The organism is Sulfuriferula sp. GW1, from assembly GCF_047300855.1.
Lineage (GTDB): Bacteria > Pseudomonadota > Gammaproteobacteria > Burkholderiales > Sulfuriferulaceae > Sulfuriferula.
This window is the reverse complement of the sequence record NZ_CP170197.1, coordinates 1676808-1696575: the sequence shown is the minus strand read 5'-3', so window position 1 is coordinate 1696575 and position 19768 is coordinate 1676808. Positions and strand designations below refer to the sequence as shown.

At 56.1% G+C, this 19768-nt stretch carries 21 protein-coding genes; 9 read left to right on the top strand and 12 right to left on the bottom strand.

Features of this window, described 5'->3' with window-relative positions; all coding sequences use genetic code 11:
• Positions 1 to 10 precede the first annotated feature (10 nt).
• Together ACFDAU_RS08300 and tadA are read right to left on the bottom strand one after the other, a co-directional pair.
• Positions 11 to 508, bottom strand: coding sequence for a L,D-transpeptidase family protein (locus ACFDAU_RS08300; RefSeq protein ID WP_413436471.1), 498 nt, complete (start codon positions 506 to 508; stop codon positions 11 to 13).
• Positions 505 to 969: a tRNA adenosine(34) deaminase TadA gene (tadA, locus tag ACFDAU_RS08295; protein ID WP_413436470.1), complete on the bottom strand. Its 465-nt coding sequence runs from the start codon at positions 967 to 969 to the stop codon at positions 505 to 507. Before tadA ends, ACFDAU_RS08300 begins: the two co-directional genes overlap by 4 nt.
• 195 nt (positions 970 to 1164) lie before the next feature.
• Here tadA and ACFDAU_RS08290 point away from each other — a divergent pair, with 195 nt between their 5' ends.
• Positions 1165 to 2184: a YdiY family protein gene (locus ACFDAU_RS08290; RefSeq protein ID WP_413436469.1), complete on the top strand. Its 1020-nt coding sequence runs from the start codon at positions 1165 to 1167 to the stop codon at positions 2182 to 2184.
• 28 nt (positions 2185 to 2212) lie between these two features.
• Here the strand turns inward: ACFDAU_RS08290 and ACFDAU_RS08285 are convergent, their stop codons facing one another.
• Entirely contained in the window at positions 2213 to 3529 is a 1317-nt protein-coding gene (locus tag ACFDAU_RS08285; RefSeq protein ID WP_413436468.1) for a cation:proton antiporter, read from the bottom strand.
• Positions 3530 to 3767: 238 nt separating this feature from the next.
• Between ACFDAU_RS08285 and ACFDAU_RS08280 the strand changes: the two genes are divergently transcribed.
• The 3 genes from ACFDAU_RS08280 to ACFDAU_RS08270 are packed head-to-tail and all read left to right on the top strand — an operon-like array spanning position 3768 to position 5875.
• A complete protein-coding gene (locus ACFDAU_RS08280; RefSeq protein ID WP_413436467.1) occupies positions 3768 to 4622 on the top strand; it encodes a cytochrome b/b6 domain-containing protein in 855 nt (284 codons plus the stop codon).
• Positions 4609 to 5379 (top strand): molybdopterin-binding protein, encoded by a 771-nt coding sequence (locus ACFDAU_RS08275; protein ID WP_413436466.1) that lies wholly within the window; start codon positions 4609 to 4611, stop codon positions 5377 to 5379. Before ACFDAU_RS08280 ends, ACFDAU_RS08275 begins: the two co-directional genes overlap by 14 nt.
• 49 nt (positions 5380 to 5428) lie before the next feature.
• The gene (locus ACFDAU_RS08270; RefSeq protein ID WP_413436465.1) at positions 5429 to 5875 is read left to right on the top strand and encodes a universal stress protein; all 447 of its coding nucleotides are present in this window, start codon (positions 5429 to 5431) and stop codon (positions 5873 to 5875) included.
• Between the two features lie 20 nt (positions 5876 to 5895).
• On the opposite strand, the gene ACFDAU_RS08265 is transcribed toward ACFDAU_RS08270, so the two are convergent.
• From ACFDAU_RS08265 to ACFDAU_RS08225, 9 genes are all read right to left on the bottom strand, one after another.
• Entirely contained in the window at positions 5896 to 6921 is a 1026-nt protein-coding gene (locus ACFDAU_RS08265; protein WP_413436464.1) for a class I fructose-bisphosphate aldolase, read from the bottom strand.
• A 245-nt stretch (positions 6922 to 7166) separates the two neighbouring features.
• Positions 7167 to 7400: a hypothetical protein gene (locus ACFDAU_RS08260; RefSeq protein ID WP_413436462.1), complete on the bottom strand. Its 234-nt coding sequence runs from the start codon at positions 7398 to 7400 to the stop codon at positions 7167 to 7169.
• A gap of 139 nt (positions 7401 to 7539) precedes the next feature.
• Entirely contained in the window at positions 7540 to 8886 is a 1347-nt protein-coding gene (gene gorA / locus ACFDAU_RS08255; RefSeq protein ID WP_413436461.1) for a glutathione-disulfide reductase, read from the bottom strand.
• Between the two features lie 46 nt (positions 8887 to 8932).
• Positions 8933 to 9580: a thiol:disulfide interchange protein DsbG gene (dsbG, locus tag ACFDAU_RS08250; RefSeq protein ID WP_413436460.1), complete on the bottom strand. Its 648-nt coding sequence runs from the start codon at positions 9578 to 9580 to the stop codon at positions 8933 to 8935.
• 166 nt (positions 9581 to 9746) lie between these two features.
• Positions 9747 to 11357 carry a DHA2 family efflux MFS transporter permease subunit gene (locus tag ACFDAU_RS08245; protein ID WP_413436459.1) on the bottom strand — a complete coding sequence of 537 codons (1611 nt, stop codon included), beginning with the start codon at positions 11355 to 11357 and terminating at the stop codon, positions 9747 to 9749.
• A gap of 18 nt (positions 11358 to 11375) precedes the next feature.
• Positions 11376 to 12623 (bottom strand): HlyD family efflux transporter periplasmic adaptor subunit, encoded by a 1248-nt coding sequence (locus tag ACFDAU_RS08240; RefSeq protein ID WP_413436458.1) that lies wholly within the window; start codon positions 12621 to 12623, stop codon positions 11376 to 11378.
• Positions 12624 to 12639: 16 nt separating this feature from the next.
• On the bottom strand, positions 12640 to 14115 hold the full coding sequence (locus ACFDAU_RS08235) for an efflux transporter outer membrane subunit (RefSeq protein WP_413436457.1): 1476 nt from the start codon (positions 14113 to 14115) through the stop codon (positions 12640 to 12642).
• Positions 14112 to 14588 (bottom strand): MarR family winged helix-turn-helix transcriptional regulator, encoded by a 477-nt coding sequence (locus tag ACFDAU_RS08230; RefSeq protein ID WP_413436456.1) that lies wholly within the window; start codon positions 14586 to 14588, stop codon positions 14112 to 14114. Before ACFDAU_RS08230 ends, ACFDAU_RS08235 begins: the two co-directional genes overlap by 4 nt.
• A 224-nt stretch (positions 14589 to 14812) precedes the next feature.
• Positions 14813 to 14956, bottom strand: a complete 144-nt coding sequence (locus ACFDAU_RS08225) for a hypothetical protein (protein WP_413439479.1) — start codon at positions 14954 to 14956, stop codon at positions 14813 to 14815.
• Between the two features lie 354 nt (positions 14957 to 15310).
• On the opposite strand from ACFDAU_RS08225, the gene ACFDAU_RS08220 reads away from it, so the two are divergent.
• The 5 genes from ACFDAU_RS08220 (at position 15311) to ACFDAU_RS08200 (ending at position 19742) form a co-directional block, all read left to right on the top strand.
• Positions 15311 to 15730, top strand: a complete 420-nt coding sequence (locus ACFDAU_RS08220; RefSeq protein ID WP_413439478.1) for an ArsR/SmtB family transcription factor — start codon at positions 15311 to 15313, stop codon at positions 15728 to 15730.
• Positions 15731 to 15804: 74 nt separating this feature from the next.
• On the top strand, positions 15805 to 17646 hold the full coding sequence (locus ACFDAU_RS08215; RefSeq protein WP_413439477.1) for a heavy metal translocating P-type ATPase: 1842 nt from the start codon (positions 15805 to 15807) through the stop codon (positions 17644 to 17646).
• A gap of 35 nt (positions 17647 to 17681) precedes the next feature.
• On the top strand, positions 17682 to 17918 hold the full coding sequence (locus ACFDAU_RS08210) for a hypothetical protein (RefSeq protein WP_413439476.1): 237 nt from the start codon (positions 17682 to 17684) through the stop codon (positions 17916 to 17918).
• A 44-nt stretch (positions 17919 to 17962) separates the two neighbouring features.
• Positions 17963 to 18295 carry a hypothetical protein gene (locus ACFDAU_RS08205; protein WP_413439475.1) on the top strand — a complete coding sequence of 111 codons (333 nt, stop codon included), beginning with the start codon at positions 17963 to 17965 and terminating at the stop codon, positions 18293 to 18295.
• 196 nt (positions 18296 to 18491) lie between these two features.
• Positions 18492 to 19742 carry a TolC family protein gene (locus ACFDAU_RS08200; protein WP_413439474.1) on the top strand — a complete coding sequence of 417 codons (1251 nt, stop codon included), beginning with the start codon at positions 18492 to 18494 and terminating at the stop codon, positions 19740 to 19742.
• The last annotated feature ends 26 nt before the right edge of the window (positions 19743 to 19768 follow it).

Genomic DNA, 19768 nt, shown 5'->3' with positions numbered 1-19768 from the left:
CATACCGATGTTAAATAGCGGTTTCAGAGTCTCCGCGTATCCATACCGGCGTCCCGGTCGGGATGCGATCAAACAAGTCTGCCACATCCGCATTGCTCATGCGGATACAGCCATGCGAGCCAGGCACGCCCATAGGCTGGTCGTCCGGTGTGCCATGAATGTAGATATAACGGCGCATGGTGTCCACGTTGCCCAGGCGGTTAAAACCCGGTTCCTTGCCGGATAACCAGAGTATGCGAGTCAATATCCAGTCACGTTCGGGGAATTGCGCGCCCAGTTCCGGCGTCCATATTTCTCCGGTTGGACGACGCCCGACAAATACTGAACCCGGTGGCAGACCTGCGCCGATTTTGACGCGCACCACGTGCTCCCCACGCGGTGTCCGGAAGCTGCCGGATTGTTCCCCTGCCCCATTGGAAGCAGTGGAAACTTTGTAACGCTTGACCAGCCTGTCTGTTTCATCAAACAGATCGAGCGTTTGTTCGGCGATGGAAATTTCAATCTTCATGTTAGTTTGGCCATCTGGCGCCGTTCGGTGAAAAAATTCGACAACATGATCCCGCATTCCGAAGCCAGCACCCCGCCGATCACTTCAGCGTGATGGTTGAGCCGGGTTTCCGCGAACAGATCCAGCACGCTGCCCGCCGCACCTGTCTTCAGGTCCGCTGCGCCAAATACCACGCGCGCCGCGCGCGCGTGCATGATTGCCCCTGCGCACATCGCACAGGGCTCCAGCGTGACGTACAGGGTCACGCCGGGCAGACGATAGTTGCCTAGATGCTGCGCCGCATCGCGCAGCGCCATCATCTCGGCATGCGCTGAGGGATCATGGCGTGAAATCGGCGCGTTAAAACCGCGTCCGACAATGACACCATCCAGCACAACCAATGCGCCAACCGGCACTTCGCCGGCATCCCATGCCTTGCGCGCCAGCTGCATGGCTTCGCGCATGTAAAATTCATCATCCATGGGGCAAATGATAGCGTTTGCACAGGCAGTCTGCCCATGGAAATTTTTGCAAAAAAAAAACGAACGCATCCTGTGATTGTGCCTTTATCCGTGGATGGAACTTTCTACCGGGTCTGGCCTCGACTCGGTAGATAGCATTCATTCCGCCAGCCTTCTCAGGCTCGGTACCCGCAATTAATCTCCCGGAGTAAACCCATGAACATCCGACAGATGCTGCCGATTTTTTGTTTTTTTATTTCATCTGCTCAAGCCGATCAGGTAGTGCTGAATAATGGCGATCGCATCACTGGCAAGATCGTACGAATGGAAGCAAGCAAGCTGACGATCAAGACTTCATGGGGAGTGGCGAAAAAGGAAATTACCGTATCGTGGCCTGCCGTTACACAAATCGAATTGACGACACCAGCGCACGTTGTATTGCAGAGTGGAGAATTTGACGGTACGGTCGAATCGGATGGCAAGAACGGCATGCAGATTGCAACCGGGCCGAGCAAGGGTGAGAAATTGCGTCGCGACGATATTCTGGCCATTAATCCAACAAAAATTATCGACCCTGATGCCTTTAAATACTCGGGGCGACTGGATGCCGGGCTGGGCTTTGCACGGGGCAATACGGACACCAGCAATTATTATTTCAGCGGGCAGCTTACATACGAAAACAGATTGAACCGAACCATACTCAAGGGGGATTTGCACCATGAAACGGGTGCCAATTCCATAGTTACTACCGAACGGCGCCGCCTCTCCGGCAAATACGACCGTTTTCGCAGCAAACGCATGTATCTCTATGCACAAGGCATACTCGAACAGGACAGGCTTGCCAATATCGATTTGCGCACCACATTGGGTGCCGGATCAGGCTATCAGGTATATCGTGGCGAAAACTTGAATCTGGGGCTGGAAAGCGGCTTGAGTTTCATTCGTACCCATTTCAAGAATGCATCCGTCGTTAATGAACCCGCGCTGCGCCTCGGCGTGGACTACGATCAGTATTTCTGGAACCGTGGCCTGAAAGTGGAAAATTCCAGCGAGGTATTTTTACCGCTGTCCAGTTACGCCGACATGCTGTTACGTAGCAAAACCACCTTGCTGGTACCGGTGGGGAAAAGCATTACCACCGGTCTTGCATTTACCGTTAACTGGGATCACCAGCCCGCAGCAGGCAAAAAATCCCTGGATAGCAGCCTGCAAGCCACGCTAGGCTATGGATTCTGAATATCATGCCTCCAGCCTGAGACAGTCTTTAGGGTGTTGATATCTGTTTGTTGCGCCGCCAGAAATGCCCCATCAATGGTTTGACGCTGATGCCATGGAGAAGTATCGAGAGTGCGACCACTATCAGCGTCATCTGGATTAATTCCAACGCCAGCGTTTCAGGCAGTCCATGCTGGATGGCGTACATCAGATAGTAGAGGGAACCGATCCCGCGCACGCCGAACCATGCGGTCATTCCGCGTATCCGCCACGGAGTGCGCGTGCCTGCCAGACCGATGAGCACACTTAGCGGACGTGCCACCACAAACAAAAACAGCGCCAGTGCCACGGCTTTCCAGCTCCATGAGTTGATAAACAGCGTGCCCCCGATCAACAGAATCAGAATCACTTCTGAAAGTCTCTCCAGATGCTCCTTGAATACCAGCGATCCTTCGCTCACCGTTGGCGGAGGCTCTGGATCCGGGTAAGCATTTGTATCTGCGCGTACAATTTCCTGGGTAGTGCGTCCAATACTGGTTTCCAGAGCATCTTTAGCAAGCTTCAGCTCAGTCTGGCGTAGCGCGACGGCGGCGAAAAAAACCGCCAGGAATCCCCAGGCGTGAACCAGCACAGCCAAACCGTACACGACCCCAATCAGACCGAGGCCGAGGAAGTCATCCATCAGTTCATGGTTGAGGGGTGCTCGACGCAATTTCCAGCCCAGACGCGCCAGGGCTACGCCAGCGACGACACCGATGGCGATACCCGCCATGGTAGCCCATAGCACATCCACCAATACCCAGTTAAGGGAAAACTCGCCGATGTCATGCAGGTCCAGCAATCCCATCCCCAGCATCACGAATGGAAACGCGCTGCCGTCGTTCATCCCGGCTTCGGAGGTTAAGGTAAAACGTAACTGGTCGCGGTCTCCGGGATGACGGATTTGCACATCGGTGGCCAGTACCGGGTCAGTGGGTGCAACAATCGCACCAAGGAGAATAGCAGCACCCAGCTGCAATCCCGCCAGGTAATGGGCAAAGGCGGCGACCATCGCGACAGTTAAGGACATGGACACCGTCGCCAACAGAATCGGTGCGCGCCAGCGGACAAAGCTGAATGGCACCGGCATTTTTACACCTGCAGAAAACAGGGAAATCAATACGGCTACTTCAGTCAGTACTTCCAGTAGCGCCGATTCCTTGAGCGGGTTGAAATGAAACAGGTTAAGCACGGTAGGTCCAACCAGTACGCCCACCGCCAGATAAATTATGGCTGGTGTGACCGGCAGTCGCTTGAGGAGGGAAGTGGTGAGGCCCATGACTAGCAACAGGCCACCCACCAGCAAGAACCATAGCGAGTCAGTCATTGTGGAAACTATAGGATTCAATGGATACGCCTGATATATGAAGAAATGCTTGAATTGTGTCACACATTTATTGTGTTCTGACGGTGAGGCAGACAGGAACAGGAGACGTTCAATGCGGCAGAACAATTTGCAGGGATTGCTTTTTCTCCAATGTCTCCTATGGTACTAAGAGCAACGATGGCACAAGCCCGTTACCGCATTGATCCCAGGCAAGCTATTCCGCAGATGAGGATTGAAAATGTCACAGCATGACGGCAGTGATGTCACGACAAACAATCTTTACTATCGGCATACCTTGCCCATACGCATCATGCACTGGATCGGCGTAACCGCCTTTTTCCTGCTCCTCATGAGCGGTTTACAGATTTTTAATGCGCATCCGGCCCTGAACTGGGGCAAATCCTCTTATACAGGGCGTCCTCCAATCCTGGAAATGAACGCCAGACAAACAGCTCAGGGCAATATTATTGGCGTCACCACTGTTTTCGGCCATGAATTCAACACCACAGGTGTGTTCGGCTGGTCGAAAGATGTAGACGGCGAACTAAGCGAGCGTGGATTTCCAGCCTCGATGACGCTGCCAGGTACGCAGTGGCTGGCCATGGCGCGGCGCTGGCATTTTTTCTTCGCCTGGGTGCTGGTCATTGATGGTGTGGCTTATCTGTTGTATGCGCTGTTCAGTCGCCATCTGACGCGTGATTTGGCACCCACCCGTTGCGACTGGAACTCCATCGGTCAGTCCATCAAGGATCACTTGCGTTTCCGTCACCCGCAGGGCGAGGCCGCCCTGCACTACAACATCCTGCAAAAAATCTCTTATCTGAGCGTTATTTTCGGGCTGTTTCCCCTGATTATTTTGATGGGTTGGGCAATGTCACCATGGTTGAATGCGCTGATCCCGGGTTGGGTCGATATTTTTGGCGGGCGACAATCGGCACGTACTCTCCATTTCGTGATGGCCTGGGTACTTGTGGCATTTGTATTTGTCCACGTTTTCGAAGTCATCATCAGCGGGCTATGGAACAACCTGCGTTCAATGATTACCGGATATTACCGTCTCGCCAGTAAGGAACAAAACCATGACCATGAATAAGTCCGGGCGTAGGGCGTTTCTTCTGCGCGCCCTTACTGCGGGCAGTGTATTGCTGCTGTCCGGATGCGAACGGCTGTCGCGCAGCGAATGGTTTCCCAAGGTGCTCGGTAGTGCAGAAAAACTCACCCAGGCCACGCAGCGCCTGATCACACCGCGCAAGGCCATGGCGCAGGAATTCACCCAGGCCGATCTGTCGCCGCAGTTTCGCAGCAACGGCACTTCCAACCCGGAAAACCCGCAGTATCAGGCTCTGGCAGCCAACAACTTTGCTGATTATCGTTTGCAAGTCGGTGGATTGGTGGCTCGCCCCATGTCGTTTTCGCTAGCCGAATTGCGCAGCTTGCCCAGTCGTACCCAGATTACCCGTCATGACTGTGTGGAAGGCTGGAGCGCCATAGGCAAATGGAAAGGTACCCCATTGAGCATAGTGCTCGATCAGGTACAACCCAGGCCGGAAGCCCGCTATGTGGTGTTTTACTGTGCCGACCCGATGGATGCGCTGGGGACGCGCTATTACGAGAGCATTGATATGGACGATGCCCGCCATCCGCAAACCATACTCGCCTATGAACTCAATGATCAGGTTTTGCCAATTGCCAACGGCGCACCGATCCGCGTACGCATCGAACGCCAGCTCGGCTATAAAATGGCTAAATACATTACGGGCATCCTGGTTGTCGACAGCTTCGCCAGCATCGGCGGCGGAAAAGGTGGATACTGGGAAGATCAGGGCTATGAATGGTATGCCGGGATTTGAAACAGACTGGGTTTATCTGTGAATTGACGCTGAATTTGGAAGGTAGCCGATGTACGAACGTATTCTTGTTGCCGTAGACAATAGCAGCACTTCCGACAAGGCGCTTGAAGAGGCGATCAGTCTCGCTCAGGTACACAAGGCGGTTTTGCGACTGGCTCATGTCGTGGATACCGCCATGCTGGATGTGGATAATGGCGGCCTGGTATCGATACATGAAGTGGTGCAGAGCTTGCGGCAAGGCGGCGAGAGTCTGCTCAGGAAATCGGAAGCCCGTGTCCGGGAGGCTGATGTCGCTGTAGAAACCAGTCTTCTGGAAACCCTGGGCGTTACCCGGATCGCTACCGAGATTGTAGAAGCGGCGAAGAAATGGCCGGCAGATCTGGTCGTGCTGGGCACTCATGGCCGGCGCGGTTTTGTACATCTGTTTCTGGGCAGCGTCGCCGAGGATGTCGTGCGTATCGCTACAACACCGGTACTGTTGATACGGGGCGAGTAGCCTGTATCAGTGCTTGCACTTCATGTTTCGTTTTCCAGCTCTGGTTGATATTTTCCATAGCGCGCCAAGCTGTTTAGCTGCGCGCGCCGATAAAGCGCCTGTTGCGCGGCGGCCCTGTTTTCTGCCTTGCCCGCCCAGGCTTGCAGAACCGGTTCCTGCAGGGCGCGCCCATAGGAAAAAGACAACGCCCATGGCAAACCGGAAAACAGGGCATTCATTGTGTTCAGGTTGGCAGTCGCTTCTGCCGGACTCAGTCCGCCCGACAGGAAGTTTATGCTCGGCACAGCTGCGGGCACCGCCCGCCGCAACACCTTGACCGTCGCAGCAGCCACCTGCTCGGCAGTCGCCCGTGCCGGATGCAGTTTGCCAGGCAGCACCATGCTCGGTTTCAGGACCATGTATTCCAGTACTACCCGGTGCCGGTGCAGGGCGTGAAAAACCGCATGCAGTACTGCTTCGTTCACTTCGAGACAATGCTGCAGGCTATGATCGCCGTCAATGAGCACTTCCGGTTCGACGATGGGCACGACGCCTTCTTCCTGACAAACGGCGGCATAGCGTGCCAGCATCTCCGCATTGGCATCAATGCCGAGCTGAGTAGGATTGCGTTCGCCGATGGCATATACTTCGCGCCACTTGGCAAAACGCGCGCCTTGTCCTTTATACACTCTGAGCCGCTCAGCCAGGCCATCCAGGCCTTGGGTGATCTCGTCCCCGGGCGCGCCGGCAAGCGGAATCTTGCCTTTGTCTACCTTGATACCGGGCACGATGTTTTGCTGCGCCAGGACTTGGGCTAGTGGCGTGCCATCATCAGCACGCTGGTCGAGCGTTTCTTCGAACAAAATGACTCCGCTGATGAACTTGCCGAGTCCGGGCGTAGTGAACAAAAGCGAACGATAGGCGCGGCGAGTTTCTTCGGTGGATTCGGCGCCGACAGGCTTAAAGCGCTTGGCGATTGTGGGCAAACTCTCGTCTGCGGCAAGAATGCCTGTGCCGGGCTGGACCATGTCAGCAATCGTCGCCTGCAATTCATCTTCAATATCCATGCGCTCTCCTGAACAGCGACATTGCCAATGCGTTCACGGAATCCACGGTTCCTTGGAATACAGTCGGCCCCTGCCCTTTCCTGCCGCCGAAACCGGTATCAACACCCGCGCCTGGCCATATTAATCAGCCAATAGACAGTTGTTTCCCAGCCATTCCCGGTTTTTTGGGCAAAGTCAGGGTTAACACGCCATTGTCATACTTAGCCAATGAAACAAAGTTGAATCAACCAGTATTTTGCTTTTTGTTACCTGATTTCCAGGTTGGCTGTACCCAAAAACTCAGCAGCCAGATCCTTCGTCTGGTAAAGAATAGGTATGAACCAGTCATACTGCGGTTTATAGGGTTCACACAAAAGCAATCCCTTCTCTCGTTCGGCCCATTTCAGGAAATCCGTGATGATCTTCGCTGCGTCACTGCCATGTTTAGTACGAAATGAAGATATTTTGGTGTCGGTTACAGGAAAAAGATTGGCAGCCATTTACATACCCCTCCAGTAATGACAATTGGGAACGACCCAGCGTGGTCACTCAGTCGAATAGTAAATCTAGACCATCAGTTGCTATTCCGCCATGACAAAAACGCATTATTTTTATCTCGCCGGGATGGCGAGGTTTGCGTCAACGCAGGGTCACTAATTCCTCGGCGCTAGTGGGGTGTATCGCTACCGTATTATCAAAATCGGCTTTGGTCGCACCCATGCGAATTGCCACGGCAAAACCCTGCATCATTTCATCCGCTCCGTCGCCGATGATGTGACAACCAATGATTTTTTCGTCTGCCCCGACTGTGATGAGGCGCATTACGGTTTTGACCTTGCGTTGCGTGAAGGCATGGAACAGAGGTGTGAAGCGGGTCTGATATATTTTTACCGCATCGCCATGGAGTTCGCGTGCTTCGGTTTCGCTCATGCCGATAGTTGCAATGGGTGGATGGCTGAATATGACCGATGGAATATTTGTGTAATCAAGATGGCTGTCCGATTTGCCGCCGAACAAGCGGTCGCTGAGTCTGCGCCCGGCAGCGATGGCAACGGGTGTCAAGGCAATGCGCCCGCAGACGTCTCCTACCGCATAAATGCTGGACACCTGGGTATTCTGGTATTCATCGGTACGTACATATCCCTGTTTATCAGTGGTGATGCCCGCTGCTTCCAGATTCAGTTTTTCCGTATTTGGCGCGCGTCCGATGGCCCAGATCAGGGTATCGAAGCCGGGGATACGGCGTTCATTTTCACACTGTAACGAGAGACCTCCGGATTCGCGCACGATTTCCATGATCTGAGTGCGCGGCAATATCGCGATACCGTCTTCCAGCATCTCTTCCATCAGTGTTTCACGCAGCATGGCATCAAACTGATCAAGAAAGTGCCCGCGCCGGAGCAGAAGGGAAACCTCACTGCCCAGGGCATTCAACACCCCCGCCAGCTCTACAGCAATGTAACCGGCACCTACGATGGCTACCCGTTTTGGGCGTTGTTCCAGCTCGAAAAAACCGTCTGATGTAATGCCGAATTCTGCGCCGGGAATTTCAGGCACAAGTGGCCTGCCCCCTGTGGCAATCAAAATATGCCCGGAGGTATACCGCTCTCCTTCAACCTCTATGGTATGGGCATCAATAAAGCGGGCTGCGCCGTGAATAAGGCTGACTTTATTGTCTTCAAGTGAGGTCTGGTAATGCCGGTTCAGATTCTGGATATAGGCATCGCGCGCCTGCTTGAGTCTGGACCAGTGAAACTCGATCCCGGTCAGTGCGAATCCGTAATCTTCAGCGTGCTCCAGAGCATGTGCAAGTGCTGCGCCATTCCACATGACTTTTTTCGGTACACAGCCGACATTGACACAAGTGCCGCCAAGTCGAGCCTTCTCTATTACAGCGCATTTAGCCCCATGGCGGGCGGCACGGTTGGCTGCCGCAATGCCGCCGCTTCCTCCCCCAAGCGCCAGAAAATCGAAATGTTTCTGCATGGCTAGCCCCAAGTCGGCCGGTGTGTGGCCCGTGCTTTTGAAGCCCTTACTTTACACTGCGCAGCATCTCATTGAGCAGACTTGGCGATGGTGCACCATCAACGATACGTACCTTACCCGAGGCCTCACGGAACATTATGACTGGAACGCCTGGCATGCCGGTCTGTTTGAAGAGTTGGGCATTCTGTTGCAAACGTTTTGTGGCTTGTTCGGATGGGATCGTTTCTGCGATGCCTCCGAACTTGGGCGCAGGGCCAAACTCGTCCTCATTTTTATGGAAAGCCGCCAATGGGTCTTTGGCATCCAGAATAGCTGCTGCTTTACCCGCACTGCTGGGCATCAGCATACCTACCGGAATCCAGCGCACCTGCAAGCCGTCCCGGCCGATCGACGAGCGGGTCTCCTGGTAAAGTTTATGGCAATAAGGACATTCCGGGTCAAAGAAGATATAAACCAGGCGCGGTCCATTTCCTTCTGCTATCCAGGTGGCGTCTTTAGCGGCACGCAGCGTTTTGTCGAGGGCTAGCTGGTGTGCTGATGCGCTGGTTTGTTGGGCGGTCGCCGCGATAGATTGGGTCGCACTGGTTATGGTCAGCGCACCTAGAAGGATGATTCCCACAAGTGAGGACAAGCCTTTTCCGGTCTTTTTGTTTCCGAGCGTTTCCTGCCGGAACGATGGGGCGTTTTTCAACATGTTCTCCATTGGTAATAAAAATTGATACTGCTGCAGACTCAAGAATCGACATTCAGAGAGCCAAAAAGAGCGAATGATCCTCCTTGGCAAGGATATATTTTGGTCGGATGAGAGATGCTTTGCTTACAAAACCCAATCCGCCAGTTCCGCTCTGCATGCACCCTGATTAATGTGCGGCTGAAGCTTCAGCAGAGGGCGGTGTTGCTTTGGCCGGGCGCGCCAGCCAGATTAAGCCAATGAGTGCAATAAACAGGAGTGCCGAAATCCAGAACAGTTCGTCTACCGACAATGTGTAGGCCTGCTGGTTTATCAGATTGTTAATCTGCCCCAGAGCCTGTTGCTGGCTCATGCCGGTGTCGGTCAGTTTTCTCAGTGTTTCCTGTGTGGCCAGGTTAGCGAAATTGATATGGCCCACCAGATTTGCATGGTAAAAAGAGGCGCCGTTTACCCATAAGCTTGTGTAAATAGATGTGCCGATTGCGCCTGCGGTAATGCGCGCAAAATTCGACAAACCAGAGGCGGCGGGTATTTTGTCCGGTTTCAATCCTGAAAAAATCAGCGTCATCAGCGGAACAAAAAAGGCCGCAACGGCGATACCCTGAATAAGGGACGGGATCATGATGGTTACAAAATCAGTCTCTACCGTAAAGCGGGAGCGCATCCACAATATCAGGGCGAAAACCAGGAAAGCAAAACTGGCAAACAGGCGCGGGTCATATTTATGAACGTTTTTCCCGACCCATGGCGAAAACAGGATCGCCAGAAAACCTACCGGCGCTAATACCGCACCAGCAATCGTGGCGGTATAACCCATGTCCTGCTGTAACCACAACGGCATCAGCACCACATTACCAAAAAATACGCCGTAACCCACGGCCAGTGCCAGGGTACCCGACCAGAAATTGCGGCGGCGCAACAAACTTAAATCGACAATGGGGTGCGCTTCGGTCAATTCCCAGATCAGAAAAAAACAAAATCCAACTCCCGCTACAATGGCGAGGACTACAATCTGGGTGGAGGCAAACCAGTCCAGTTCATTGCCTTTGTCCAGCATGATTTGCAAGGCGCCTACCCAGATGATCAGCGCAATCAATCCGACATAATCAATGGGTACCAGGCGAATGGGTGTTTCCCTCTTCCGATATAGCATCCAGGTTACGCTTGCAGCGAGCAGACCGACCGGAATATTGATATAGAAAATCCATGGCCAGGAAATATTATCGGTAATCCAGCCGCCCAGCAGTGGCCCTATGACGGGCGCGATTAAGGTTGTCATGGACCAGATCGCCAATGCAGAACCGGCTTTTGCTTTCGGATAGCTGGACAACAGCAAGGATTGCGACAATGGAATCATGGGCCCGGCCACCGCGCCCTGAATCACGCGGAATGCAATCAGCATGCCCAGGCTGGTGGACATGCCGCATAGCCAGGACGCGGTAACAAACAGCAGAATGCTGGTGACAAAAAGCCTTACTGCGCCGAAATGCTGGGTCAGAAAGCCGGTCAGCGGCACCGCGATCGCATTGGCTACGGCAAACGAGGTAATGACCCAGGTTCCTTGGCTGGAACTGACCGCCAGATCGCCGGAAATCGCTGGAATCGATACGTTGGCAATCGAGGTGTCCAGCACATTCATGAAGGTAGCCAATGCCAGCGCTGTGCTGGCTAAAACCAGCATGCCACCCTGGAGGGGCGCAGGTGCGCCATTAGCCTCCTGCCCTGCCGCGGCCGCAGAGGGTGTCCGGGATGAATCGCTGGTGTTGGAGGGCGTAGTCATTGCAAGATTACTGGCGGCTCAATGCGTATTTGCCTGAACCGCTTTGGTGTCCAGATTATTCGAAATGATCCGGTTGATAAGGCTGTCAGCGGCATGATTAAAGCCGCCATACACTACGGTCTTCGCCACCATCCGGGGAGAAGATATAGTCGCCAGCACGTTACCCCCCTGGTTCGCTACATCCACGGTAACCTCCATAGACGCTCCGACCCGCAATGGATGAGTAGCCAGTTCCTTGGGATCAAGCGCTATACGTACCGGGATGCGCTGCACAACCTTGATCCAGTTGCCGGTGGCATTCTGGGCCGGCAACAAGGAAAACGCTGCACCGGTTCCCGCCCCCATGCCTAGTACGTGGCCGTGATATACCACACCGCTGCCGTACAGATCGGCGGTCAACTCCACAGGCTGACCGATCCGCATATTACGCAGCTGGGTTTCCTTGAAATTAGCGTCCACCCATACCTGGCTCAGCGGAATGATGGTCATCAAGGGCGTGCCTACAGCGACACGTTGTCCGAGTTGGACCGCGCGTTTGCCCACATAGCCATCCACGGGCGCCAGAATCGAATCACGCTTCAAATCCAGAAAAGCCAGCCTTACCTTTGCCGCCGCCGCCTGGACTTTTGGATGTTCGCGCACGGTCGTGCCGGCTGTGAGCACTTGATTGGAACGCAGCTTTTCCTGCGCAGCACCAAGTTGTGCGATGGCTACCGCAACTCGGCTACGGGCATTATCCAGTGCAGTCCGGGCGTGCTGTACCTCTTCCTGCGAGACTGCACCGGTTCCTGCAAGTTTTTGCCGTCGTAACAAATCGGTTTGTGCGCTTGCCAGGTCGGATCGCGCTTGGTCCAGCTCTGCGCGGTACTGATTCACCGCTGCCTCCAGACTGCCATTGCCGGTATAGAGTGTGCGTACCTCGCGTACCGTTTGCGCAAGTTGTGCTTCGGCCGACTGCAAATCCAGCTGAGCATTGGTGCCATCCAGCCTGGCCAGCGTTTCTCCAGCCTTGACATAATCGGTTTCGTTCGCGCCGATTGCCACCACGGTGCCGGCAACTTGTGGCGTGATCTGCACAATATTCGCAGCGACGTAGGCGTCGTCCGTATATTCAGAGTGCCGCCCCAGAATATACCAGTGCACGCCATAGGCGATGGCTGCGAGCACGCATACCGCAGCCAGAATCAGCAGCCATTTTTTGCGGCGCCGCGCTTGGTCGTCTGGATTTTGCAGCGTCTCTTGAGAAGATAGGTTTTGTTCGCTCATCCCGATTCTCCGGACATTATTCTGATCCCTCTTTGCCCTTCGATAATTGAACGGCTTTCAGCGGAGCACGGTATCCTCCGCCAAGAGCACGCGTCAGCCCCACATCGAGGTCATACACGCGGGCTTGCAGGTCAATCAACTTATTGCGTTGTTGCAGTACTGCGTTCTGGGCCGTGAGCACATTCAAATAATTGGTCAGTCCCTCCTGATAGCGCGCCAACGCCATGTCATAGGCACTGTCGACCGCCTTCCGCGCTGCCATCTGTTCCTGCAATTGCGTCTGCACTGCGTGCCATGAAGAAAGCTGATCAGCCACATCCCGTAACGCATTCAGCACAGTCGTGTTGTAACTCTCTATTGCAGCATCGGCGCGTGCAGTGCGCCCTCGCAACTGGGCGCGTAAATGGCCCGCATCAAAAATCGGCAAACTGAGCGCCGGTCCGGCACCGAACGTTCGGCTGCCTGCACTCAACCACTTGGACAGGCCGATGGACTCGAAGCCAATAAATGCACTGAGGTTGATGTTGGGATAAAACGCTGCGCGTGCCTCGCGTATGCCCTGCAATTCGCTTTCAACGCGCCAGCGTGCTGCGACGACGTCAGCACGATGCCCGAGCAACTCGGCGGGTATCTGGCTTGGAATCTGAGGCCTCGCCACTTCGGGAAAGTGCGCAACCAGCCTGTCCGTCGCGTCAGGCCCGGCACCTATCAATGCCGCCATACCATGCCGGGCGAGCGCAACCTGTTCAGCCAGTGCGGCGAGATCGCGACGGATTTGCGGCACTTCGGCTTGTGCCTGGCGCTGGGCCAGTGTGGCATCCAGCCCGGCGGCTACGCGTTGACTGACCAATTCCTGAATCTGCTTGCGCTGGCGCAGCAAGTCACGTTCCAGATCCTGCTGTGCCAGCAACCGCGCCAAGTTGAAGTAACTCTGCGCCACATTCGCCGCCAGCAGGACGCGTGCTGCCTGGGCATCCGCCTCGGCCGCGCGTGATTGGCCGATGGCAGCATCCAGAGCTGCGCGATTTTTGCCGAACAGATCCAGTTGCCATTGCCCGCTCAAATTGGCGGAATTCATGGTGACCGTGCTCCCTCCGAGCGGCGGCGGATAAATACTGTGTTCACTCAGGCGCTCGCGGGTTATTTTGGCATCGCCGTTTAGCTGAGGATAACGCGTACTGTCAATTGCCGCCGCGGATGCTCGCGCCTCAGCCACCCGGCTCTGAGCGACTTTAAGACTGGGATTGGCGGCAATCGCCTGGGTAATCAGACCATCGAGCTGCGCATCTCCAAATGCCGTCCACCAATGCTGTTGAGGAAAGGTTTCCGGGCTGGAGTGATAGAGCCCCATGCCAGCCAAGGACTTCGATTGAATCATGTGCGCCCGTGTATGTATCCCGGCAAAGTCAGCGCACCCGGACAAACCCAGCACCAGGACCATGGCAATGGACACCCGGGGCACAACGCTGCGTGAAAAGCAGGTCTGCTTCATGTTCTACTGGGCGGAACGCTGCCATTTGCCGTAAAGCGGCGCAGCATTTGCTTGAATAGCTGAAATTCCGAGTCGCTAAAGCCACCTAGATGCTGATTGAGCACCTTCACCAGACGGGCCGGAATTTGCCTTGCAATCTCCAGGCCTGCCTCGGTCAATTCGATATTGACCACGCGGCGGTCTTCCAGGTTGCGGACCCGACGCAGCAGCCCTTTGCCTTCCAGTCGATCCAGCATCCGCGTCATCGCACCACTATCGGTATAACTCGCCCGTGCGCAAGTTGCCACGCTATCACAGCAGCCTTTGGCGACCAGCAATAGCGGCCCCCATTGCAAACCCGTGAGATCGAATATCTGCATCTCAGCGTCGATATTTCTGAGCAATGCTTGCCAGGCACCTCGCATCAAATATCCCACCGACTCCTCAGGCGTGTAATTGTCGACGCTATAAAAATTTTCGGCACTCTGGTCCATGATTTGCCAAGATAACAGATAATCTGCATATTAGTGCCTAGGCAGATATTGTCAAGGCATGCAATTAAACAAAATACGACTGCAATGCAAAATACTTACAATCGTATATTTACTGGATAGAACTCGTGTTCGGTAAATGGTTTCCCGAAATCATGTACGGGCCGATTAGTAACGGCATCACCGTAGCCGAAGCAGACGCCTGGAATAAGCCAGCAAGTTACCAGTTATGCGCTGAAGCCGTCATCCATTTGCCGCAGCGCGGCGTTGAAAATATCGCGTATGTCGCGCAAGGAATGCGCCTTCGGCACAAAGTCCTCCAGCCGTTTCAGCGTGAACAATGATCCTTGCATCACCTCGGCACCGTGCATCACATGTCTCCGCAACAAAACTTACTATTTTATGGCCTGACAAGCTTCCATTTGTTGCGGGAGAAATTCAACAAACTCATAAGGGCAGGCGGGCTATAGCGAGTGCCGTGATTTACCAAACGAAAAACTGAATGGCCCAGGCAGCAAACGGAATGTTCATGGCTATTGCCGCATACAGGGCTGCTGCCGCCCGGCGCCTTTTCGCCAGCCGCATGCGAGGCTTACACTCCATAACGCAGCGAGCCCGAGTAGTGCCATGTGCGCACCGTCGACCCAATGCAGCGTGATTCCCTCCGCAGCCAGACATAAGTCGATCGTTCACACATCAATTCCAATTTTGAATTTGATGCATATATGCGTTACTATGCAACTATGCATACAATTCATGTAAAACCACAGGAAATATTTCAGGCGCTCGCCGACCCGACCAGAGTCCGGATCGTCCGACTATTGGCCGAGACGGGCGAAGAGGCCTGCCTTTGCGAATTGGTGGACAGTCTCCTGGAACCCCAGTACAAACTCTCGCGCCACGTCAAGGTACTGCGGCAAGCGGGTTTGCTATCGGCGACAAAGGAAGGTCGCTGGGTCTATCACCGGCTGGTTGAAGGCATCCCCTATCTCGACCGGTTGTATGAGGCGCTCAAGGTGCTGCCAAACGACGATGGGGGTTTTGCTCGCGATGTCGAGCGCTTCCAGAAGCGAATGTGCCTACGGGAAGGCGGCCGCTGCCGCATCGGCATCCAGAAGCCGGAACTGGCGGCGGGAGGCGAGTAATGGCGTGTTCGTGTTCCGCGTCTGTGTCCGCGCCTGGGGTGGCAATGCCGCCACCGTGGAAAAACCCGCAGGTCGTGACGTCGTCCACTGCCGGGACTTTGCTCGCACTGGGCTTTGTTGGAAGCTACCTGAGGCTGTCCCAAACCGCCGAGATGCTGCTTTATGTGGCCGCAGTCATAGTTGGCGGCTATTACTTCGGCCGGGAGGCGTTCGGGGACCTGATGAAGGAGCGCGAGATTGGCATCGAACTGCTGATGTCCGTCGCTGCCCTCGTCGCCGGCATGATGGGGCAGTGGATGGAAGCCGCCATGCTGGTCTTCCTCTATTCAATTTCCGAAGCGGCGGAAGGCTACACCGCCGAACGTTCACGCCATGCGATTCGCGCCCTCATGGATTTGGCGCCGAAAACTGCGCTAGTGCGTCGCGACGGTCAGGAAACGAGAATTCCGGTGGAACAGATCCGGGTGGGCGACACCTTCATTGTTCTGCCGGGCGAATCGGTCGCGACGGACGGCGAAGTGATCGAAGGACATTCCAGCGTGAATCAGGCCCCCGTCACCGGCGAATCCGTGCCGGTCGAGAAAATGCCGGGAGGCAAGGTATTCGCCGCCACCATCAACGGCGAAGGTGCGCTGACGGTGCATGCCACCAAGGCATTCGCCGACAACACCCTGTCCCGCATCATCCATCTGGTGGAGGCAGCGCAGGCCAGCAAGGGCCGCAGTCAACGCTTCATCGAGCGCTTCGGCAAACGTTACAGCCCGGCGATATTGGGCGTGGGCATTCTGATCGGCTTGGTACCGCCACTGTTTGGCCTGCCTTGGGAAGACTGGGCCATGCGGGCTACCGTATTCATCGTTGCAGCGGCACCCTGTGCGTTGGTGATCTCCATCCCGATCACGCTGGTTGCGGCCATCGGTACCGCTGGCCGCAATGGCCTGTTGATCAAGGGAGGCGTGCATCTCGAGAACCTTGCCAAGGTTCGGGTGGTGGCGCTGGACAAGACCGGGACGCTCACCTTGGGACGACCGCAAGTCACAGATGTGGTCCCCCTGGCGGGCCGCACCGAACGCGAAGTGCTGTTGACGGCGGCCGCTCTCGAGTCACGTTCACAGCATCCTCTGGCGCAAGCCATCCTGGAACGTGCCAAGGACGAAGGCATTTCGGTCAACCCGGCTACGGAATTTCAGTCCGTCACCGGAGCTGGCGCCAGAGGACAGGTCGATGGAGTCGAGCACTATGTAGGGAACCCCAAGCTTTTCATGGATATGGGGACTTCCGTCTCCACCCTGACGCCCCGTATCGAAGCTTTACAGCGGGACGGCAAGACGGTCGTACTGGTCGGCACCGCCCAGATCATCCATGGGTTGATCGCGATCGCTGATCCGCTCAGGCCCGAAGCTGTCCAGGCGATAGCCGAACTCAAGCGCGTCGGCATCGAACGGGTGGTCATGCTGACCGGAGACAACCCGCTTGCCGCGGAGGCGATTGCCAGACAGGTGGGCATCGACGAGGTATACGCCGAGCTTTCCCCGAAAGACAAGACCCGCAAGGTCGCCGAACTGGACGCGCGCTACGGCAAGGTAGCGATGGTGGGCGACGGGGTGAACGATGCACCGGCCTTGGCGGCGGCCCATGTCGGCATCGCCATGGGCGCGGCAGGCACCGATGTGGCTCTGGAAACTGCGGACGTGGCCCTGATGAGTGACAACCTGTCACGGCTACCCTATCTGATTGCATTCAGTCGCCGCACCTGGCGGGTGATCCAGCAGAATCTCGCGCTTTCAGCGGTGGTGATCGGCAGCCTGATCGTGGGCGCGGTGAGCGGCTATTTCAGCTTGCCGATCGCCGTTCTGGCCCACGAGATCAGCGAGTTCGTGGTGATCGCGAGCGGCTTACGCATGTTGCGTGCCTGACGCGATTTATTCTCGTTTAACGAAAGGAATCAAGAATGACCAAGTATGGCTTCGAAAAAACCGTCGACATGTCGTTCGACGACGCGATTGTGCATGTGACCCAAGCACTTCAGGGCGAGGGGTTTGGCATACTCGCCGATATCGACGTCGCGAGCACAATGAAGCAGATGGTTCAAATCTCCCTCGAAGCGCAGAACCGCATGGATGCAGTGCTGACCAAGGAACAGAAGGAACGGTCCCGCGGTTACGGCCCCGGTGGGATGATGCGGTGACCCGGGTGCCGATGAAGATAACGATGCCGAGCTGGTTGCGCCGAATGGTCGCCCGGCTGCTGCTGGTCACTATGATGATCAGCGCGGCGGGACTGACCTTTGGGCGCGAGATTCTGGAAGACGGCCCGACCGGGCCGCAATCGGTCGTCTCCACGGCAAGCGCAGCTCAGCATGACGGCCAATCCCAGGACAGCAATGTTGCCAACAAGGCATGTGACCACAGTTGCTACAACTCTAGTCATTTTCTGGGCCAATTGTCCGAAGATAGGTCCGCTGCCTCACCTGTGTCTGCCAGGCAGTATGTGCCGCACGTCAAGCGATTAGCGGCACGCGACCACACCGAAAATCCCTTCCGCCCTCCTCGATCCTTCTCCTAATCCCTGCGCCTCGGGAGCCTGATCCCGACGGCCACGCCCGGTCGTGCGCTGAGCGCTCGTCCGACACACACCTCGCCACGTATCAAGTAACGCTGCCGCGCGCATGTCGTGCGGTCAGGAAGGAGCCGTTGTGATTTTTGAGAATGACCTATATGTATGTAAGAGCCGAGCTATCCCTCCGCTCATCAGTCGCTACGTGAGCGGCGTGCTGTTTTCCATCGCCATGCTGCTCGCACTGCCGGCCCAGGCCGAAACCCTGACCTTGGAACGGGCTTGGCAGATCGCCGAGGAGAACAACCCCCAACTTAAATCAAGCCGCGCCGCCCTCGATGCCGCCCTGGGCGAACTGGCCGACTCACGCGGCCTACTGTGGAACAACCCACAGATTTCGGCGGAGCGGCGCCGCAAGGAAATTCCTCAGGTCTCGGGTCCCACCCAGGTTAACCAAGACTGGAGTGTAGGGTTCGCCCAGACATTCGAGGTCGCGGGCCAGCAAGGCGACCGGCGGGCCGCAGCCGAGCAATCGCTGGCCGCGACCCAGCAAGTGATCGCGGAAACCCGACGGCAGGTACGCGTGGAGGTGGAGAGTCGCTTCATACGGGTGCTGAGCCTGCAGTTGCGCATCCAGGCCAAGGAAGCGACGCTCAATCTCATCGAGGATGCCGCCAAAGCCGTCGGCAAACGGGTCGCGGCCGGAGAGGACAGCCGCCTCGACGGCAACCTCGCCCGCGTGGAAGCGGAGCGGGCGCGCAACCAGGTGGCGCTACTGCGCGAACAACTCGTCCAGGCTCGCGCGGAGTTCGCCGTGTTGTTGCAACTACCCCCCAACGAGCTGCCGCAGGTGAAGGGTGTGCTCGATCCGGCATCCGTCCCCTACTCCCTGGATGACCTGCTGAATTCCGCAGCTGGCCGCCCTGTCCTGCGAGCGCTGGAGCATCGGGAACAGGCCGCGAAAAGCCGCCTCGACCTTGAGCGCGCGGCACGCTACCCGGATGTTACGGTGGGGCTCGGTACCGGACGGGAGGGATCGAACGATGCCCGCGAAAAAATCGTCGGATTGAGCGTCGCCCTGCCCCTCCCCCTGTTCCGCCAGAACGCGGGCGGCATCGGGCGAGCAATCACGGAATTCACCCAGACCCAAATCGAGCGCGAGGCCACCGGCCGCGACGTGCGCGCGCAGGTGGTCACTCTGTGGGAACGATATACCAGCCTCAAGGCGCGGGTGCAGCGGCTCAATGAATCGGTGCTGCCCAGCCTGGAAGAAAACCGGCGCCTCTCCTCCATTTCCTTTCGCGCAGGCGAAATCGGCCTGCTGCAACTATTGCTGGTCAACCGCCAGGTGCTGGACGGGCAGCGCGATCTGCTCGACGCGCGCACCGAATTGAGCCTGACCAAAGTGGCGCTGGAAGCGGCGGCGGGCTGGCAGTCCACGCCCGACCTGCGCTGAACAAGACATTCAAGAATTCAGGAACT

Bases quoted from the DNA above. Each gene is read 5' to 3' on its own strand.
- gorA (WP_413436461.1), bottom strand. From the start codon at position 8,886: ATGCAGAAACATTTCGATTTTCTGGCGCTTGGGGGAGGAAGCGGCGGC.
- ACFDAU_RS08230 (WP_413436456.1), bottom strand. From the start codon at position 14,588: ATGGACCAGAGTGCCGAAAATTTTTATAGCGTCGACAATTACACGCCT.
- ACFDAU_RS08245 (WP_413436459.1), bottom strand. From the start codon at position 11,357: ATGACTACGCCCTCCAACACCAGCGATTCATCCCGGACACCCTCTGCG.
- ACFDAU_RS08225 (WP_413439479.1), bottom strand. From the start codon at position 14,956: ATGCACGGTGCCGAGGTGATGCAAGGATCATTGTTCACGCTGAAACGG.
- ACFDAU_RS08280 (WP_413436467.1), top strand. From the start codon at position 3,768: ATGTCACAGCATGACGGCAGTGATGTCACGACAAACAATCTTTACTAT.
- ACFDAU_RS08285 (WP_413436468.1), bottom strand. From the start codon at position 3,529: ATGACTGACTCGCTATGGTTCTTGCTGGTGGGTGGCCTGTTGCTAGTC.
- ACFDAU_RS08210 (WP_413439476.1), top strand. From the start codon at position 17,682: ATGACCAAGTATGGCTTCGAAAAAACCGTCGACATGTCGTTCGACGAC.
- ACFDAU_RS08275 (WP_413436466.1), top strand. From the start codon at position 4,609: ATGACCATGAATAAGTCCGGGCGTAGGGCGTTTCTTCTGCGCGCCCTT.
- ACFDAU_RS08235 (WP_413436457.1), bottom strand. From the start codon at position 14,115: ATGAAGCAGACCTGCTTTTCACGCAGCGTTGTGCCCCGGGTGTCCATT.
- ACFDAU_RS08260 (WP_413436462.1), bottom strand. From the start codon at position 7,400: ATGGCTGCCAATCTTTTTCCTGTAACCGACACCAAAATATCTTCATTT.
- ACFDAU_RS08270 (WP_413436465.1), top strand. From the start codon at position 5,429: ATGTACGAACGTATTCTTGTTGCCGTAGACAATAGCAGCACTTCCGAC.
- dsbG (WP_413436460.1), bottom strand. From the start codon at position 9,580: ATGTTGAAAAACGCCCCATCGTTCCGGCAGGAAACGCTCGGAAACAAA.
- ACFDAU_RS08240 (WP_413436458.1), bottom strand. From the start codon at position 12,623: ATGAGCGAACAAAACCTATCTTCTCAAGAGACGCTGCAAAATCCAGAC.
- ACFDAU_RS08205 (WP_413439475.1), top strand. From the start codon at position 17,963: ATGGTCGCCCGGCTGCTGCTGGTCACTATGATGATCAGCGCGGCGGGA.
- tadA (WP_413436470.1), bottom strand. From the start codon at position 969: ATGGATGATGAATTTTACATGCGCGAAGCCATGCAGCTGGCGCGCAAG.
- ACFDAU_RS08300 (WP_413436471.1), bottom strand. From the start codon at position 508: ATGAAGATTGAAATTTCCATCGCCGAACAAACGCTCGATCTGTTTGAT.
- ACFDAU_RS08265 (WP_413436464.1), bottom strand. From the start codon at position 6,921: ATGGATATTGAAGATGAATTGCAGGCGACGATTGCTGACATGGTCCAG.
- ACFDAU_RS08220 (WP_413439478.1), top strand. From the start codon at position 15,311: ATGCGTTACTATGCAACTATGCATACAATTCATGTAAAACCACAGGAA.
- ACFDAU_RS08290 (WP_413436469.1), top strand. From the start codon at position 1,165: ATGAACATCCGACAGATGCTGCCGATTTTTTGTTTTTTTATTTCATCT.